The organism is Stratiformator vulcanicus (assembly GCF_007744515.1).
In the GTDB taxonomy this organism is placed as follows: domain Bacteria; phylum Planctomycetota; class Planctomycetia; order Planctomycetales; family Planctomycetaceae; genus Stratiformator; species Stratiformator vulcanicus.
In genome coordinates, this window is sequence record NZ_CP036268.1 from 5,053,700 (window position 1) to 5,070,612 (window position 16,913).

The 16,913-nt window shown below is 58.4% G+C and carries 10 protein-coding genes and 1 pseudogene (1 of these 11 cut by a window edge); 7 read left to right on the top strand and 4 right to left on the bottom strand.

Translation table 11 applies throughout. From position 1 onward, the window contains the following. Window positions 1-71: 71 nt before the first annotated feature. The 5 genes and pseudogenes from Pan189_RS20340 to Pan189_RS20360 all read left to right on the top strand — a co-directional run bounded on the left by Pan189_RS20340 (window position 72) and on the right by Pan189_RS20360 (window position 3,994). Window positions 72-2,165: an NAD(+) synthase gene (locus tag Pan189_RS20340; protein WP_145365909.1), complete on the top strand. Its 2,094-nt coding sequence runs from the start codon at window positions 72-74 to the stop codon at window positions 2,163-2,165. Then, a complete protein-coding gene (locus Pan189_RS20345; protein ID WP_145365910.1) occupies window positions 2,152-2,475 on the top strand; it encodes a hypothetical protein in 324 nt (107 codons plus the stop codon). The genes Pan189_RS20340 and Pan189_RS20345 overlap by 14 nt, the downstream gene beginning before the upstream one ends. A gap of 18 nt (window positions 2,476-2,493) precedes the next feature. Then, window positions 2,494-2,613, top strand: coding sequence for a GNAT family N-acetyltransferase (locus tag Pan189_RS21775; RefSeq protein WP_145365911.1), 120 nt, complete (start codon window positions 2,494-2,496; stop codon window positions 2,611-2,613). 12 nt (window positions 2,614-2,625) lie between these two features. Further along, window positions 2,626-3,021, top strand: a pseudogene (locus Pan189_RS20355) (GNAT family N-acetyltransferase); the annotation flags it as partial. A gap of 58 nt (window positions 3,022-3,079) precedes the next feature. Then, window positions 3,080-3,994: a ferredoxin reductase domain-containing protein gene (locus Pan189_RS20360; protein WP_145365913.1), complete on the top strand. Its 915-nt coding sequence runs from the start codon at window positions 3,080-3,082 to the stop codon at window positions 3,992-3,994. Between the two features lie 33 nt (window positions 3,995-4,027). Here the strand turns inward: Pan189_RS20360 and Pan189_RS20365 are convergent, their stop codons facing one another. The 4 genes from Pan189_RS20365 to Pan189_RS20380 all read right to left on the bottom strand — a co-directional run bounded on the left by Pan189_RS20365 (window position 4,028) and on the right by Pan189_RS20380 (window position 14,619). Next, on the bottom strand, window positions 4,028-7,066 hold the full coding sequence (locus Pan189_RS20365) for an autotransporter outer membrane beta-barrel domain-containing protein (RefSeq protein WP_145365914.1): 3,039 nt from the start codon (window positions 7,064-7,066) through the stop codon (window positions 4,028-4,030). Between the two features lie 65 nt (window positions 7,067-7,131). Next, window positions 7,132-10,968: a chromosome segregation protein SMC gene (gene smc, locus Pan189_RS20370; RefSeq protein WP_145365915.1), complete on the bottom strand. Its 3,837-nt coding sequence runs from the start codon at window positions 10,966-10,968 to the stop codon at window positions 7,132-7,134. A 70-nt stretch (window positions 10,969-11,038) separates the two neighbouring features. Next, the gene (locus tag Pan189_RS20375; protein WP_145365916.1) at window positions 11,039-13,288 is read right to left on the bottom strand and encodes a flagellar basal body P-ring protein FlgI; all 2,250 of its coding nucleotides are present in this window, start codon (window positions 13,286-13,288) and stop codon (window positions 11,039-11,041) included. Window positions 13,289-13,611: 323 nt separating this feature from the next. After that, window positions 13,612-14,619: a zinc-dependent alcohol dehydrogenase family protein gene (locus Pan189_RS20380; protein ID WP_145365917.1), complete on the bottom strand. Its 1,008-nt coding sequence runs from the start codon at window positions 14,617-14,619 to the stop codon at window positions 13,612-13,614. A 257-nt stretch (window positions 14,620-14,876) separates the two neighbouring features. Between Pan189_RS20380 and Pan189_RS20385 the strand changes: the two genes are divergently transcribed. Together Pan189_RS20385 and Pan189_RS20390 are read left to right on the top strand one after the other, a co-directional pair. After that, complete coding sequence (locus tag Pan189_RS20385) at window positions 14,877-15,704, top strand: hypothetical protein (protein ID WP_145365918.1); 828 nt, start codon at window positions 14,877-14,879, stop codon at window positions 15,702-15,704. Window positions 15,705-15,861: 157 nt separating this feature from the next. Further along, window positions 15,862-16,913, top strand: partial view of a cation:proton antiporter gene (locus tag Pan189_RS20390; RefSeq protein WP_145365919.1) — the 5' portion only. 835 nt of this gene lie beyond the right edge of the window; 1,052 of the gene's 1,887 nt are visible here — the first part of the coding sequence; its start codon is at window positions 15,862-15,864; its stop codon lies off the right edge, out of view.

Sequence of the window (16,913 nt, forward strand, 5' to 3'; positions counted from 1 at the left end):
TGCGTTAGCATCATCCGCGGGCGGAAGCCCAACATACCACCAGCTCACGACCCTCGACCCTCGACTCGCACATGCATCGCCACGGCTTCCTCCGCGTCACCGCCGCCAGCCCGCCCGTTCAAGTTGCCGATCCAAAGGCCAATGTCGACGGGATGCTTCGCGTGGTCGAAGCACATCCCGACAGCGACGTGATCGTCTTTCCGGAATTGTCGATCACCGGATATACCTGCGGTGACCTCTTCATGCAGCAAACGCTGCTGCGAGCAGCGGAGGAACAGACCGTCCGCCTCGCCTCAAAGGTGAAGAATCACTCAGCACTGATCGTCGTCGGACTGCCGGTCCAAGTGCGCAACGGCCTCTACAACTGTGCCGCGGTGATCGTGAACGGAGCCGTCAATCGACTCGTCGCCAAGACGTTTATCCCGACGTACGACGAGTATTACGAGCGGCGATGGTTCAGGTCACCACTGTCCGATCCCATTCCCGATGATGAACAGGATCACCATCGGTTCAATCCCAACGGCCCATGCCGGCTCGGACTCGGAAACAGCTATCAGGTCCGGTGGTATCGGCCGGCTCCGCAGGCGCGGGCGGCCATCGAAATTTGCGAAGACTTGTGGGCCCCGTCGCCGCCATCGTCGGCCCATGCCTTACGAGGGGCGAACCTGATTTTGAATCCGTCGGCTAGTACCGAGCAGGTCGGAAAGTCGGGTTATCGCCGTGATCTCATCCGCCAGCAGAGCGCCCGTTGCGTCGCCGCGTATGTCTATGCGGGAGCGGGACCCCAGGAATCGACAACCGACGTCGTCTTTTCCGGCACCTGCATGATTGCCGAGAACGGACACATTCTCGCCGAGACCAATGCCCTGCAAGATGCACCCCACTACGCCGAGGGCGTCAGTTGTACCGCCGACATCGATATCGAAGCACTGCAGCACCGCCGCCGTGCCATGAGTACCTTCAAACCGGGCGCTTCCGCTCAGGGCGAACCAAGTCCGGAATCGACGATGATCTTCGCCCGTGATCCGCTCGACGACGAGGACGACGAAGTTGCCCAAACAACGATTAGCGGGGCCGAGGCGGTAACGGACACCTTGCTTCGTTCCGTCCCCGCCCATCCGTTTGTGCCTTCGGACACGGCCGAACTGCATTCGCGCTGCCAGGAAATCTTTGCCATCCAAACTCACGCGCTCGCGAAACGGCTCAGTAGCCTCGGCGCCGACTGGACGGCCAATATCGGGATCTCCGGTGGGCTCGATTCGACACTCGCCTTGTTGGTTGCCGTCCGCACATGCGACTTACTCGGCGTCGAACGCTCGCGCGTACGCGGTCTCACGATGCCCGGTTTCGGCACGACGCAAGGAACACGTGACAACGCTACGGCCTTAATGAATCAGCTCGGAGTCAGCGCCGAAACAATCGACATCCGCCCGCTATGCCTCGAAGCGTTCCAAGAGCTAAGTCATAAACCTTTCGGCCTCGACATCTCCGGTATGTCACTAACCGACTTTCAAGCGGCGATCAAAAAACTTCCCGCAGCGCAACTCGCCGACCTGACGTTCGAAAATGTGCAGGCCCGCGTCCGCACATTCCTTTTAATGTCGCGCGGTTTTGTTATAGGAACCGGAGACATGAGCGAAGCCGCCCTCGGCTGGTCGACTTATAACGCCGACCACATGAGCATGTACAATCCGAATTGCTCGGTGCCCAAGACGCTCGTGAAATTTCTGGTTCGATACGTCGCAGAGCACCAATTCGAAGGTCCCGCTCGCCAAACGCTCTTAAACATTTGCGAAACGCCGATCAGCCCGGAATTACTTCCCGCCGGCAGCGACGGCGAGATCGTCCAATCAACCGAAAAAACGCTGGGGCCCTACGAATTGCACGACTTCTTCCTATACCACGTCGTGCGACATGGGGCGGCTCCGCAGAAAGTGCTCTTTCTTGCCAGTCATGCGAAATTCGATGGCGAATATTCCGCTTCTGAGATTAAGGCGACCCTAAAAACTTTCTACACCCGCTTTTTCGCGCAGCAATACAAGCGAAGCTGCGTGCCCGACGGTCCGAAAGTGGGAACCGTGGCCCTTTCACCACGAGGTGACTGGCGAATGCCCAGTGACGCAAATGTGACGGCATGGTTAAATGAGCTTGATGAGATTTCTTAGTTGGGCCTTTACGGTACGCAACGGGCTGCCACCAAGTCGAACGTCGTCACTAGAAGACATCTCCGGCAATGAGGATCACTGGAATGACTCGCCGATTAAAGGCTTTGCTGGCTATCGGAGGCACTCTGATCGTGTCGCGATCCTGTTCGCAAACCAGCACGACGAAAATCGAGAGTCTGACTTCCGATTGCCGACCGGTGCGATCATCTTCAAGCCGGTCGTAACAGACGAGTCCGGACCGTTGCCGAAGAGTTGGAACCAGTACGATTTCAACGGACGACCAATCTATATCATTCCTCTCAACAGCTAATGGCAAGCCGGCTCAGTGATGGCATTTCTTATTGACACCCCTCGTTTAACGCTGGCCGAGTTCACGCTCGACGACCTCGATTTCTATGCCGAGATGCGGGCCGATCCGGAGGTGATGCGGTTCTGGCCACGGCCGTAGACGCGAGAAGAGTCCCGACGGATGATCGAGAAGCAGATCGGCAATTATGCCCGCGACGGCCACGGCCTTTGGTGCGTCAGGATTCGAGAATCGGATCAGCCGATCGGCGCCGTCGGACTGGTCACTCAAATGGAAGAAGGCGAAACGTTTCATGAGATCGGGTACATGATCCACCGCCCATATTGGCGACAGGGCTACGCCTACGAGGCGGCCGCAGCCGTGCGTGACTGGGCCTTCGCGAACCACGCGTACGATCCGGTTGTCAGTTTCGTCAGACCGCAAAACACGCCCTCGCAGGCGGTGGCCCGAAAGCTCGGGATGACCCCGCAGGACCGATTGATCGACCACGCCGGCCTGCCGCATCATGTATTCGAAATTTCGCGGAGATCGTGGGAAGATCAACGTTAATTATCGTGCGACCCGGCGGTTCTTCTCGCATCCCCTGCCTTTGCGATGAGCCGTCACAATGCCAACCCTCATGAAATCTCGCCCCGCGAGTCCTCGGCGATCTCAGTCGAAATTAAATGCGACGGTCACGGCCATTCGAAAGCCGACTGATGAGCTGATGGTGCTTACGGTTCGCACGGATGAGCCCATTCTTAATTACACTGCGGGCCGCTCCGTCGGCCTCGGCCTTCCGGCGAATGCCCCAAGCATCGGCGTCAGCACGCCCGGCGAAGCGGCGACGAAGCCGCGGAGCAAGATGATCCGTCGCAGTTATTCCGTCTCGGCTTTCCGTCCTTCTCAAGCCGATAGCGAGTTGGAATTCTTAATTGCCCTGGTGAATCACGAGAGCGATGAACCACCCCACCTGACGCCGCGTTTATTTGCTCTCGAAGTGAATTCACGTTTGTTTGTCAGTCCGAAGGCATTCGGTCGCTACACGGCGGAGGGCGTTCAGCCGCATCACGATGTGTTGCTCCTCGGAACCGGTACGGGGGAAGCGCCGCATGTTGCGATTGCCGATGCGCTGCTTTCAGCAGGCCATCGCGGCCGAGTCGCCGTCGTGACTGGCGTTCGAACACGTGGTGACGTTGGTTACGCCAAAGCACATCGCGATTGGGAGCAGGTTCACAGTGATTATCAGTACCACGTCCTGACGACACGTGAGCCTGAGAATCTCGAAATCGCTCATCCAAGATTCATCGGCAAAGAGTATCTGCAGTCCGCATGGTCGAGCGGCCGCCTGTTCGCGAAGCTCGACTGGACGCCTTCCCCGGCGACGACTCATGTCTTCCTGTGCGGCAATCCGGCGATGATCGGATCGCCGCATCCCTCTCGCCTGCCGATAAAGTCAGGGATGGTCGCTCGACTGCAAGATGCCGGTTTCCGCATCGGAACCACCGAGCCAGGCTCGATCCGCTTCGAGCGGTATTGGTAGCTTTCGTTTAACCCGACAGCCGTCTTAACGCTCTTACGGCACTCGGACACCGTTAAGCAGGAACGAGCCGAAGCGATTCGCTGCGGGGATCGTCAACAACTCGGTTGAATTTAAGACTCGATTATTTTCCGTGCCGAACAACGTCGTCGGGCCATTCAACGCTTGGAAGATAATTCCACGGTTCGCCGTGGGCGTCGAAGCGAACAATTCAATGAGATTGTCGTCAAACTGCGCCCTCGAATTTCCACCGATGCCCTCAAACAAGATGCCGGTACCGCTCGACGCCTTCGCCAGAATCACGTTCGAGTCGAACACAATATCGGCATTGTCCACGAGGTCGAACCGCAGACCGGTCCCGCTCGACCCGTTGAGCCCCAATTGATTTCCGACCAAATCAATATTCGTCACGTGTTCGGTTTCCACATCAATCCCGACGCCGTTCGCCCCGACGACAATCTCGTTTCCATACAGCTGCATGTCCGTGACATCGTCCGTTGAGCGGTTCATTAATGACATTCCAGCAGCACCGCTGCCATTTAAGTAAATTGCATTGTCTCGGGCCTCGACTTGAGTGGTCCCGTTCCAGTTAAGATCGATGCCGCGAGCCCCGGCACTGTCGTTGAATATCTCGTTATTGTTCGCAATCAGTTGCAGGTTTGCGTTGCTTTCCGTGCCGAGTGCTACGATTTCAATTGCTGAACCGTCCTGGTCATTGATATTGATCGAGCTGAGTCCGACGAAGAAATCTCCGGCACGATCGGTTGTTACCCGTAGCGTGCTGAGTCCTCCCGCCCCGTTCCCGGTGAAGTTTGATCGCTCGATGGCCAACGAGTCCACATTGTGGGCTTGGACCGCGTGCCCCGAGGAGTTTAGGACGCGAATACCGCCAAGGGCAACGGTCCCGCTGCTTGCGGCATTGATCGCCGTGCCATTATTTTCGAAATCGACATGTTGCATTAAGAGCCGTTCAAGGCCCGCAATTTGAACACCGTTCGTCGTGTTTCGAATCGAGCCTCCGGAACCGGCGACGCCGTTACCTTCGATTCCAAGAAAACCGGTGACTCTGTTCGCGGCAATGCCGACCGCCCCGCCGGTTGCGTTTATCGTTTGAAACAGCACATCGACGTGGCTGTCCGCGATATTAATTGCGGCCGCACCGGTCGAAGAAACTTCTCCCTTTTCAACAGTGAGGTTCAACGCGTTTATCGCCTCAAAGCCGGTCCCGCCAGCCGAGTTGACGCTCAGGTCCTCCACTACAACTGCGGCTGACGTATTACGAACTGCGAAGCCCGTACCGTTGGCCGAGTTGACGACTGTCTCGCCGAGGAAGTCAATCGATCCGAATGAGTTTTCGACGGAAACCCCGTCTACCGCATTCGTAATTTTAAGGTCGTTCACATCAAGTTCTGCGATGGTACTCGAGATGGACAAGGCCGTCCCGCCGGTGCCCGCAATCGAAATATTATCCAACTCGATCAAACCGGTACTATCAGATATTCGAATTCCACCGGCAGCAGCTCCGCGAATTGAAAGGTCGCGGAGCGTCGAACCATCAGCAGATTCGACGACGACCGCCGTGCCCGATCCTCCATCAATATTGAACCCGGCGAGTTCCGTCCCCGATGCCAATCGGACCGGATCGCTCGAGTTTAATTCGATCGTCGGCAGCGCCCCGGTGAGGCCGGGCCAGGCATTCGGCTGTCCGTACGAGACTGACGGCAAGATAACTTCACCGACGCCACGAATTTCGATCGGATGTTGCGTCCCTTCGCCGAGGACGCGTTGATTCGCGGCGACGTCGAAACCGCCATCGATTACGCTGCCGCTATGCACGAAGACGATGTCGGCGTTCGTTCCAATCGCAGAATGAATATTGTTAAACGGATCAAAAACTGCTCCCGAGCCTCCGGCTCCGACCGTCGTGTTGACGTGAGAAAACTCATAGGGTGATCCCGTTCTCGGATTGATTGCGGCAATATCTCGTTCGACGTCGACCGACTCGCTGACGATCACGTTGTAAAGCCGATTCGGGAAGCGAACGGGGCTCGACTCAGGCCCTTTTAAGTTTGGCCGTTCCTTAAATCGAGGCCACTCCAAAGAGACGCCGAACATGATGTTGGTGCCGAAGGCGTCATCGTGCGTGACTTCGCACAATGTCGTCGCCCCGCCCCAGACACCCGCCTCGACACCGGCTTTGACACCGTGAATCGCTGAAGTTTGATCGCTGAAGAAATGATAACTCCCGCCACGAATCTTTAAGAACGTATCGGCATCAGTCTCACCGTAGACTCGAACGGCAATGTCGGTATCGAACCCGGTCATTGCCGCGCCGCTGGTGGTTGTGCGATCGAACAACAAATTCGTCCCGCGGAATCGAAATCCACTATGAACGATTTCGGTGCTGTCAGGAGTGACGATCGGGACATAAAGGTTAGAATTGGCCGTCCATCGACCCACCGCTCCGTCGATGCCGAGTCCGATCTGATGATACAGGTCGCCGGTCGATTGATCGCCGTCGTACCAAAGCGATCCCCCATACCAGGCGTCCGCGGACGGGACGATTCGGCGATATCCCACGCCGACGTTACCGCCGAAACGTGTTTCATTCGTAATAAATCCGCGGACATCGACGTACGACATCGCATTGCCGGCGATGGCGTACGGCATCACTTCGATCGTTGAAATCGATTGATCGCGACCGAAGGTTTCGAACGCGAGATGACGCCCCCGCGCGAGGACGCCCGCCGCCTCGGAACTGTTTGCGGATGATTTTTTCGTGCGACGTGCACGGGACTTCGGCGATTTCTTGCGTTTCGGTTTCTTTTTACTGTCGTTCTTTGAAATCCGCTTTTGCTTAGACTCTTCTTGTGAGGTCGCATCGTCGGCCGCGCTCCGGCTTTCGCTTGAATCGTCCGATTTTCCTTCGGCGGCATAGCCCAATGGCGAATCGAACAGCGATCCGAATACGACGACAACCATTCCGATCGCAAGCGTTTTGACGAAGGCCCGGCGAACGATACTTGATCGCTCGGCGACTTCGATTTCAGACGTCAATGAGCCGATGAGATTCACGCAAACGCTCGGTCTAGTGAAGAAGAATTGCCCGTCGGCTCGCGCCCGGGCATCGCCGCGTTTATTTACGCGGCCTTCTTGCTGGTGTGGAAACTGCCGTCTTCAGCAACGTCTTCGAAGTGAACGCTCATTCGTTTGCTGACTCCCGCCTCTTCCATCGTGACGCCGTACAGCACATCCGCCTCGCACATGCTCGGCTTGCGGTGCGTAATCATGATGAACTGCGTGTCCTTCTTGAATTCTTTTAAGACCCGCACGAATCGCGTGATATTCGCTTCATCGAGCGCGGCGTCGACTTCGTCCAGAATGCAGAACGGACTCGGCTTGCTCTTAAAGATGGCGAGAAGTAATGCCACACAGGTCATTGTTTTCTCACCGCCGGAAAGCAACGAGAGGCTTCTTAATTCTTTACCGGGCGGACGGGCAACGATCTCGATCCCGCATTCAAGCATGTCAGTGACGTCTTCGAGTACGATGTCGCCTTCGCCGCCCCCGAAGAGTTGGCGAAACAAGACTTGAAAGTGACCGCGAATCGAGTCAAACGTTTCTGAAAAGAGCCGTTTCGTTTCTTTGTTAATTCTGCGGATGACATCCTCCAGCGCACGCTTCGCCTCCGTGAGGTCCTGCAATTGCGCGCTGAGGCGGTCATAGCGTTCCTGTAATTCGTCGAGATCGGCGAGACTGTCGGCGTTGACCGAACCCAATGTCTTTAATTTGCGACGCAACCGCTGCACGCGTGCATCAAGTTCTTCACGAACTTCTTCCAGCGTCAGCGAATCGCCGTCATCAATCGCTTCTTCGGCTTCGGACGCGTTCGCCTCGCTTGTTTCGTCGACTTCGGAATCGGGTGATTCAATCGTGTCCAACTCCGACGACTCATCGAGTTCGCTCGCGTGATCGGGTTCGGGCTGACGTTCTTTCAGCAGCAGCTTGACGGCCGACTCATCACTCTCGGCAAGTTCTTCCAATTCCACGCCATACTCTTCGCGGATGCGCTCGCCCATCGTCGAGAGCGACTGTTCGATCTCACGGACCTTTAGTTCTGTCTCGTGAATGCGATCTCCCTGCTCCCGTCGTTCGGCTCTTAATTTTGATTCATCTTTTGCAATCTCAGCGCGACGGGCTTTCAAGCGATCTCGCGCGACGAACTGCTCGCGGACCGACGCATCAAGCTGCTCGCGCTTGGCGAGCGCATCGGACTTCTTCGTGCCCGCATTTAATATTGCGAGTTGTAATTGACTGATTCTTGAAGTCGCCTCGACGAGACGTTCCTCACCCGAGTTAAGTCGATCACGCTGCGCGGCGACATCCCGGTCTACACGTTGGACACCCTCATTGAGTGATGCAAGCCGTTCTTCAGCTTTCGCCAGCGTGAGCAATTCTCCTTTTTGTTGCTCGCGCAGTCGCTCGACCTCATCCGTTTTCTGCGCGATTTGTGCATCAGAAGATCGGTGCAGTTCGAGCGCAGCGGCCAGTTGCGCGCGACATTGTTCGATCGAGCTTTCGGCACGCGATATGGTGGCGGACGCTTGGTTGCGATTCTGGGCGAGGCGTTCGAGTTCGGTCTCGGCTTCGACAGCCGCCGCTTCGACTTCCGTTCTCTTCCGGTCCGATTCAACCGCACTGCGTTTCGCTTCTGCCAGCTGTGTTTCAAACGTGCGCAACTCGATTTCAACTTCTGAAGCGTGTCGATCGGCCTGTCGAAGGGCGTCGGATTGACGGGTCAATTCAGCCTCGGTTCGCCGCAGTTCACGATCATACTGGGCGATTTTGCGGCGTAGTTCGAGCAATTCGGCCCGACGGGAAACGATCGCGACTTCGCCGCGGAGCGTACCCACAATTAAAGAACCGTCGCTCTCGAGCAATTCGCCTTGCAGGGTGACGAATCGCATGCCCCGGCCGTAGCCGGCAGAGAGCGCGAAGGCCGAGTTGAGCGATTCGACGACCCACGTATCGCCGAGCAATCGCTCGGCAAGTCCCTCGAATCGTGGCGTGACCCTAATGAGCGTATCGGCTCGACGAACAACGCCGGGCAAGCCGGCAAGGTCACCGTCTCGTCCGGGAGGGGAGGATGCCCCCGCGGTTCCGACCGGATGCGCTTCGATATAACGGGCTCCCGATAAGCCGGAGTCGTCGTACGCTGAAGGCTGCTGCGAAAGAAAGCCGACGCGTCCTGCGATGCGACTGGAGCGACGGTGCAGATATTCGGCGAGATCGGAAAACCCATCGATCACAATTAATTGAGCCCGACTGCCGAGAGCGACTTCCGCCAGTGGGGCGTCATCGAGTCCGACATCGATTAATTCGGCGACGGTTCCGTGAATACGATTCCAAGGCGCATCGTCAATCGAGCGGGCGCGGTTCAATATTTCCCGCACGCCGATTCCAAGGCCCTCGCCTCGCTGTTCGAAGTCCTCTAAAACGTTGAGCCGCGCTGCCGCGGCGCCGCGTCGTTCGCGAAGCTCGGCGATTTCGTTTTTCAGTCTGCTTCGCCGCTCCGCCACACTCGCCTTGGCGTCGATCGCCTCTTCGATGGCCGCTTTGGCGGCTTCGCAGCGGAGTTCGCATTCGGCGACGTCGGCGCTGAACGTTTTCGCCTCGTTCTTGGCGTGTTCGAGTTGCTCCAGCATCGGGGCAAGCCGCTGTTCGGCTTGGCTGATCGCCAGATCAAGGTCATCACGGCGTTGGGCTGACGTGCGGAGATCGGCTTCGTCCTGCGCAATTTGTTCGCCCAGTTGTGTGCGGCGCGCCTGCGTTTCGTGGAGCGTCTCGCGGAGTTCCGCCAGCTCGCTATCAAGGTTGAAGAGGCTTGCTTCCTGAGCCTGAGTCCGGCTGCGAAGCGTCTCGAATTGCTCGCGGGCATTCTCGAGTACTTCGCGATTGTGTGCCCGTTCCGTCTCGGCTTCACGCAGCGAGTCGGACGACGTGACGACGCGGCCGCGAGCGCGGATCAGATCCTGCTCGGCATCGGCAGCCCGTTCGGTCAATTGCGCAACGGTTGTCGCGGCTTCGGCGAACTGAGTTTCGAACACCGAACGCTGACGCTCGACGCCCCGGAGGTCATCATCGGCTGCGGCGAGTTCTTCTTCGAGCGCGGTGAGGCGATCTTCGAGTTCCTGCTGCCGCTGCTGAACTTCACTTTGCCGGGCCCGATCAACCGCCAGCTTCTCGCGAAGTTCTGCGACGCGGCGTGTTCCGTCGCGATATTCGTCCGCTGCAAAGCCGTGCCACCAGTGACGCAACTCTTCGGAAATCTCGCGAAACTTTGCCGCTTTCGCTGCTTGGGTTCTTGTCGCATGAAGCTGTGCTTCGACTTCATCGACGATGTCGGTCAGGCGGGCGAGATTTTGTTCGACCCGCTCCAATTTGCGTTCCGCGTCGATGCGTTTGAGCTTGTAGCGTCCGACGCCCGCGGCTTCTTCGAACACGGCCCGCCGACCGACGGCGTTGGCCTGCAGCAATTGATCGACGCGCCCCTGCTCGATGATCGCGTAAGCGCTTGCGCCCGCGCCTGTCCCGGAAAATATCTCGCGAACATCTTTGAGCCGGGCCACTTGCCCGTCGACCAGATATTCCGAATCACCGTTCCGCCACAGGCGCCGACCGATCGCAACCTGTTTGCCCATATCGGGCAAAAAGCCGGACGCGTTGTCGAACGTGAGAACCGCTTCGCACAGATTGGCCGGTTTGCGTCCGCCGGAGCCATTAAAAATGACATCCGTCATATCTTTGCCGCGGAGGCTCTTCGGGCTTTGGTCGCCCAAAATCCATTTGAGCGCGTCGACGACGTTGCTCTTACCGCTTCCATTCGGTCCGACGACGGCCGTCAGGCCCGGGGCGAACCGGAAGACGGTCCGATCGGCGAAGCTTTTGAAGCCGTGTAGGTCGAGAGTTTCGAGCATGGAAGACGCGCTCGCGTCGAGGCGGGTATCGGCAGCGGGAAGACTTTAAACAGGTCGAACGCGGAACGAGCTATTCCGATTCATCCTGTGGTGGCAACTCGGGTTCGGACTGTGTCGGAACACCACCGCCACCCAGACCCGGTATGCGGGGCAACGAGGGCAATGAGAAGCTGGGCAGCCGAAAACTCGACGACTGCGATGGGGCATCCGGGTAGTCGCCGCTCGACTCGCCTTCGTCATCGGTTTCAGGAATGTCGGAAGCCTTCGACGTGTTCGAATTACCGGAGACGTATTCGTCGAGCACTTCCGCAACGCGGTCGTTCGCTTCGGGAGAACTCGACTCCGCTTCATCGTCGGCCGCGTCAATGTCGTCGGGTCGGTCGTCAACACGATCGTCGTTGCGGTCGTCATCGGCGTCCGGCTTCCCGTCACGCGTTTCGCCGAGGTCGAGGAACATCTCTTCGGCCGCGTCATCGATTTCGTCGGTCTGCTCCGATGCTTCGCCATCGACCGGGAACAGGTTCGGCGATGTTCCTTCGCTGCCGACCCGCGTTTGCCGCGGGCCGCCAATGAACTCGCCGCCGCCGGAGCGATAGTAAAGCCGTCCGGCTTTCGGCAGTTCGTCGACGGCGATCGCACCGGGAAGGTTGCCCTGTCGATCGGCCTGCGCGAGCAGCGCGGCGATATCCGGATAGGACGCACCTAAGCTGTCGCACGCCCGGATGATGTCGGCAACATTTGCCGAAACAATTTCTTTCTGGTCGGGCCGACCGACTTGGAATCGGCTGACCGAAACCTGGCTGCTGCCCGGAGGCGCGGACACGATGATGTGGTTGCCGGCACGCAAAGCCAGCGGCAGTTTCATTTGCTGATCTGCCCCGAACAGCACGACTTCCGCCCGCGTTCGATGCGTGAGGTGAATCAGCGAAGGCCCGTCGACAGGCAATACGTGCAAGCGGTACGACGGCTCCTCACCCAAATCCGGCTTGCGACCGCCGAACATCGGCTCCCCTCGCACGAGGGGATCGTCCGCATTGATTGCGGTGAGTGCTCGGAACGCCCCGTATCGGGTCTCCGCGCTCGACTCGGACAGCAGATCGCGAAGAAGCATGCTCGCTTCCGCTTCCTTACTGACGGACAGAGCGGTCAGAGCAAAAATTCGGAAGGCCGGTTCACTCCGAGCCGCCTCGGCCAAAGTTTTGAGCCCCTCGGAATTTTCGAGGTAGACCAATGCGCTGGCCGCGTAAAACCGAACTTCGAGGCTTTCGTGATCGAGAGCATCGAGCAGAATCGGAATGGCTTCCTCGCCGATCGCTTCGAGCTGCAGCGATGCTTCGGCGCTGGTCTCGGAGACTTGCATCATTTCGTCAAGTTTTCTGAGACGGACACGCCGAGCGATCGTTGATTCCTTGAACGCGATGGCGCGAATGACCTGCAGGAAGCGGGCATAGTTGCGCTCATAAAGCGGGTGCAGCGCCACTTGGACTCGTTGATCAGTTTTTGCTTCGGCCAATGGTTTCTTCAGGCCGTGCTCATCGGGCGCGTGAAAGCGTTTTCCGATCCGGTGCGCCACTCGCTGAGAATTACGAAACGTGCGATATTCGTTTCGAAGGAAGACCGAAAGCGCTCGGTCGATCTTTGACGTACCGCCCCCGACGATTCGGCCGCGACGCAGAACGCCCGCCAGATCAATATCGTCGCCGCCGACACCGGTCGAAATGAGAACCGGCCCGGTGGCCAGTGCCATCTCGTGTCCCTTGCCGGTCCGGCCTTCCTGAGTTTTTTGTGCCTCGTACAAGTGCGAGACCAACAGTGTGCCGCCGGCGAGGCTTCTCGCCGAGCTATTGGGCGGTAGCCGAACTTCGATATCGAAGTTCTCTCCCTTGCGAATGAGCGGGGGCAGAAACCCACTGACCACGACAAGGGCCGTGTTCGGCGAACGGAGAATTCGGTTCGGTGATTCGATTTCGCGTCGTTTCATCTCGGTCATCAATGCCGTTCGAAGTCTCGACGGCGGCGGATCATCGCCCGTTCCGTCCAGATTGACGACCAGTCCGACACCGGCGACGAAGACCGGCGAGAGGCCCGCAATCGACGTGTATTCCCCGATCAGCGGCGTATCGGTCGCCGTGTCGACCTCACCGAGAATCTCCTCAGCGGAGACCGGTTCGGCAGCCGGCTTCATCCACGGTAGTTCCGACGGTTTCGGCGGTGTGGCCCATTCCAGAGCCGACAGGCCGATCGTCGTACATCCGGTGACAAGAACGAGCGGCAGCCCGATCGCAAACCGAATTGAGCTGCATAGTCGGAGAACGCGCATGATAGGTAGCTCCTCCACTGCGCCGGTGCCGAGTGCGAGAAGCGCACATCGAACGACGAAGCGGACGGACCGGAAAGGCCGCGTGACAGTCGAAAGGAAATTAGGGAGTCTTCGGAGAGAGGAGCCGAAAAGTAGTTCGCGCCCGCAGGACCGGTCAAGGTGAGACAGCCGGTTCAGATTCGACAAAGAAATAAATACAATCGGGCCGGAAAGCGGTCGTCGGTAAGCCGCGCGTGTTCTCGATGTGCTTCGAAAAGATAGCGGATCGACCGAGTTGCCAAATCCGCTTACTTCGTGCGCGGCTTGTCGCAAGGGCGTTGAATTCACTCGCCAAATTTCAGCCACGCTTTGCCGCCGCGGCCTCGTTCTTCCGACTTTTTCACGGCTTCCCTGATTTCGGTCATTGAAAACGACTGACCGACATCGCTTTGGATGATGCCCTCGCCGAGCAGCTTCGACACCTTGCGGATGACGCTGAGCCGTCCCCACAAGCTTTGCGATTCCATCCAGCGAGCCAACCAGAAACCCTCGACCTTCGACCCGTGAGTTAACAGGTCGCGTGCATTGACCGAAATGGGTTCGCCCGCGAGCGTTCCATAGGCAAGGAGCCTTCCGCCGTCACCCAACGCTTTGAGAAGGGCCGTTCCGGTCGCACCACCGACCGGGTCGATGGCGAACCGGACGGGCTTGCCATCGACCGCCGCCACGGCCTGTTCAGGGAACCCGTCGGGGTCGTCGTGAGCTCCGTCAAATACGATGACGGCATCGCCGCCGAGCTCGCGCAATTCTTCAGCCTGCTCGTCCCGTCGCACGACGTTGAGAGTTCGGAATCCATAGTGTTTGCCGAGCGCAATGATCATCCGCCCGAGCGATGACCCGGCCGCCGATTGGAGCAGCCATTCGCCCTGTGAAACGCCGAGGACCTGCCGCGACATGACATAGGCCGTTGCCGGATTGACGAAAAACATCGCCGCCTGAGCGAGTGGCAAATCTGTCGGGATCGGGACGGCCCGCTTAGCCGGGACCGTTGCATACTCGGCCCAGTTCCCGCCGGAGCCGTTTAAGACGGCGACTCGTTTTCCGGAGAGAAATTTCCCGTACAGTCCGGCATTGGACGACTCGACGATTCCGACACCTTCGTATCCGGGTGTGGCCGGAAGTTCGGGCTTTAACGCGTAGGTACCGCGAACGGTCATCAGGTCGGACGGATTGATCGGCGATGCCAGCATCCGGACCAGCACGGACCCCTCGCTCGGCTCCGGCGTCGGCACGTCGCGGACCTCAAGCACATCGGCCGGTTCCCCGAACCGATCAAAGCTCACAGCTTTCATCCCGCTCTCCCGATGCACTGTCGCATCTCTAATTCGCTCAACAATAGTCCGCCGCCCACTGCCGTCCGACCTTAACATGCTCATTCAAATTTCGCGAAAAGCCCTCGCTCTGAGAATAGAAGCTGCCATTGCACCAGAATCATATTCCACTTAGGTTTCCGCCCCCTTCTGGCTACTCCCCCAAATCACTTTCCGATTCTTCACCCGTTGACTGTGGTTGGTCCAAAGGATCGCCGCGAAGTCCTGAGGGTTTCCTGATGTCGAACATTCGCCGAGTTTTGATCCCCGCGTTGGGGCTATTCGCGCTGTTCTCGTTCGGCTTGCCCGGTCGAGCCACGGCGCAGGAATTTCGCATCGTCACGGTCGTTTATCGAGCCGGCGATGCCAATCCCGTGTCGCGGAGCCTCACGCTGTTTCGTGGGGGCAAGGTCTACGACTATGTCGGCTCTGCGGACGAAGTCGTCGTTTTCGAGTCGTCGCGAAACGAATTTCTGATCCTCAATGCCCGCCAAGGTCTTGTCACCACCGTCGAGCAGGAGCAGATTCGCCAGCGATTGGGCCACGTTCGCGACGAGACCGAACAATATGCCGCCGAGTTAATTCAGCAATCCCGGCCCGATGCGCGACGCCAGGTCGAGCTGCTGTCGTTTCAACTCGCCCCGAAATTCGACGAGCACTTCGATGATAAGAACGGCCGACTCCAGCTCATCGGCGACCGCGTCTCGTACACGTTTACGGGTCGTCAACTGGAGGATGCCCGGCTCACGCAGGCCTATCTCGGCTATGCCGATTGGGTCTCTCGGCTGAATTTCCTGCTGCACCCCACGCCGCTACTGCCGGACGTGCGGGTCGAAGCCAACAAGGCTCTCAGACGCTACGATCTTTTCCCGCTGCGTGTTGAACTGCAGGCCGATTTCGAAGAACCGCTGTCACTTTCGGCCGAGCACGCCTTGGAACACGGGCTCAAGAAGAGCGATCGCTCTATGATTCACCAGTGGGAGCTGTTGCTGAAGAGTCCGCGGGTCAAACATGTGACGTTTCGCGAATACCAGCGATTGACCCTCGGCGCCAGCGACCGTTCCTGACACCGATCAGTGGCTGCGGAAACGATTCGAACAAGCAGATTCGATCAAACAGGTTCGATCAAACAGGTTTGATCTATCGTCGACAGGGTGGCACTTCGTGACACTTCCGGCACAATGATCCGGCAAAGCGTATAACCGTCCGCCGCCGGAGGAGCTGTTGACTCCCTCTCCGCTGATCTATCTGTCTGCCGTCGTTGTCTTCGGGATCGCCGCGCAATGGCTCGCGTGGCGGTTGAAACTGCCGGCGATCTTGCTCCTGTTGGCTGTCGGATTCGCATTCGGCCAATGGTTGCCGGTCGACAAGTACATTGAACCGGAACTACTCTTTCCCGCCGTCTCGCTCGCTGTTGCGGTGATCTTGTTCGAAGGCGGATTGACGCTCCGGTTTCGCGAACTGCGGTCGACCGGCGGAAGCGTGTGGCGGCTCGTCACGATCGGATGCCTTATCACAGGCGTCCTCGGAGCGCTGGCCGCGCGGTTTTTGATCTTCGACGCATGGCCGATCGCCATTCTGGCCGGTGCTATTTTCACGGTCACCGGACCGACGGTTGTGATCCCTTTACTGCGAGCGATCCGCCCGAGCGGGCGCATTTCGAAGATCGCCAAGTGGGAAGGCATCGTCATCGACCCCATCGGCGCCATGCTCGCCGTGCTCGTATTCGAGGCCATCAAATCGGCGGGAGTCGGTGCCGCCGCCGCAACAGTTGCCTACGAGTTGGTGGAAGTTCTGGCGACCGGACTGATCGTGGGGGGAGGCGTGGCCTTTCTCCTAATCATCCTCTTTGAACAGAATTGGATTCCCGACTTTCTGGATGCGCCAGTCCTGCTCGCGTCGGTCCTCGGCGTTTTCGCTGCGAGCTACATGATCACCGGCCAGGCCGAGTCCGGGCTGGTCACGGTGACGGTCATGGGCATCGTGCTCGCCAACCAACGCCGCGTCGAAATCGAGCACCTGATCAAATTTAAGGAAAGCCTCGGCGTCCTACTGATCTCAGTCCTGTTCATACTGCTGTCCGGCCGGATCAGCCCGACCGATATCTCTCAGTTGGGGGCAAACGGATTCCTGTTTCTGGTCGTGCTCATCCTGCTCGTCCGGCCGCTTTCCGTATTTGCGGCAACGCTCGGGACGAAGATCAATTGGAAGGAGCGCACGTTTCTCGCGTGGTTGGCCCCTCGCGGGATCGTCGCCGCCGCAGTCGCAAGTGTTTT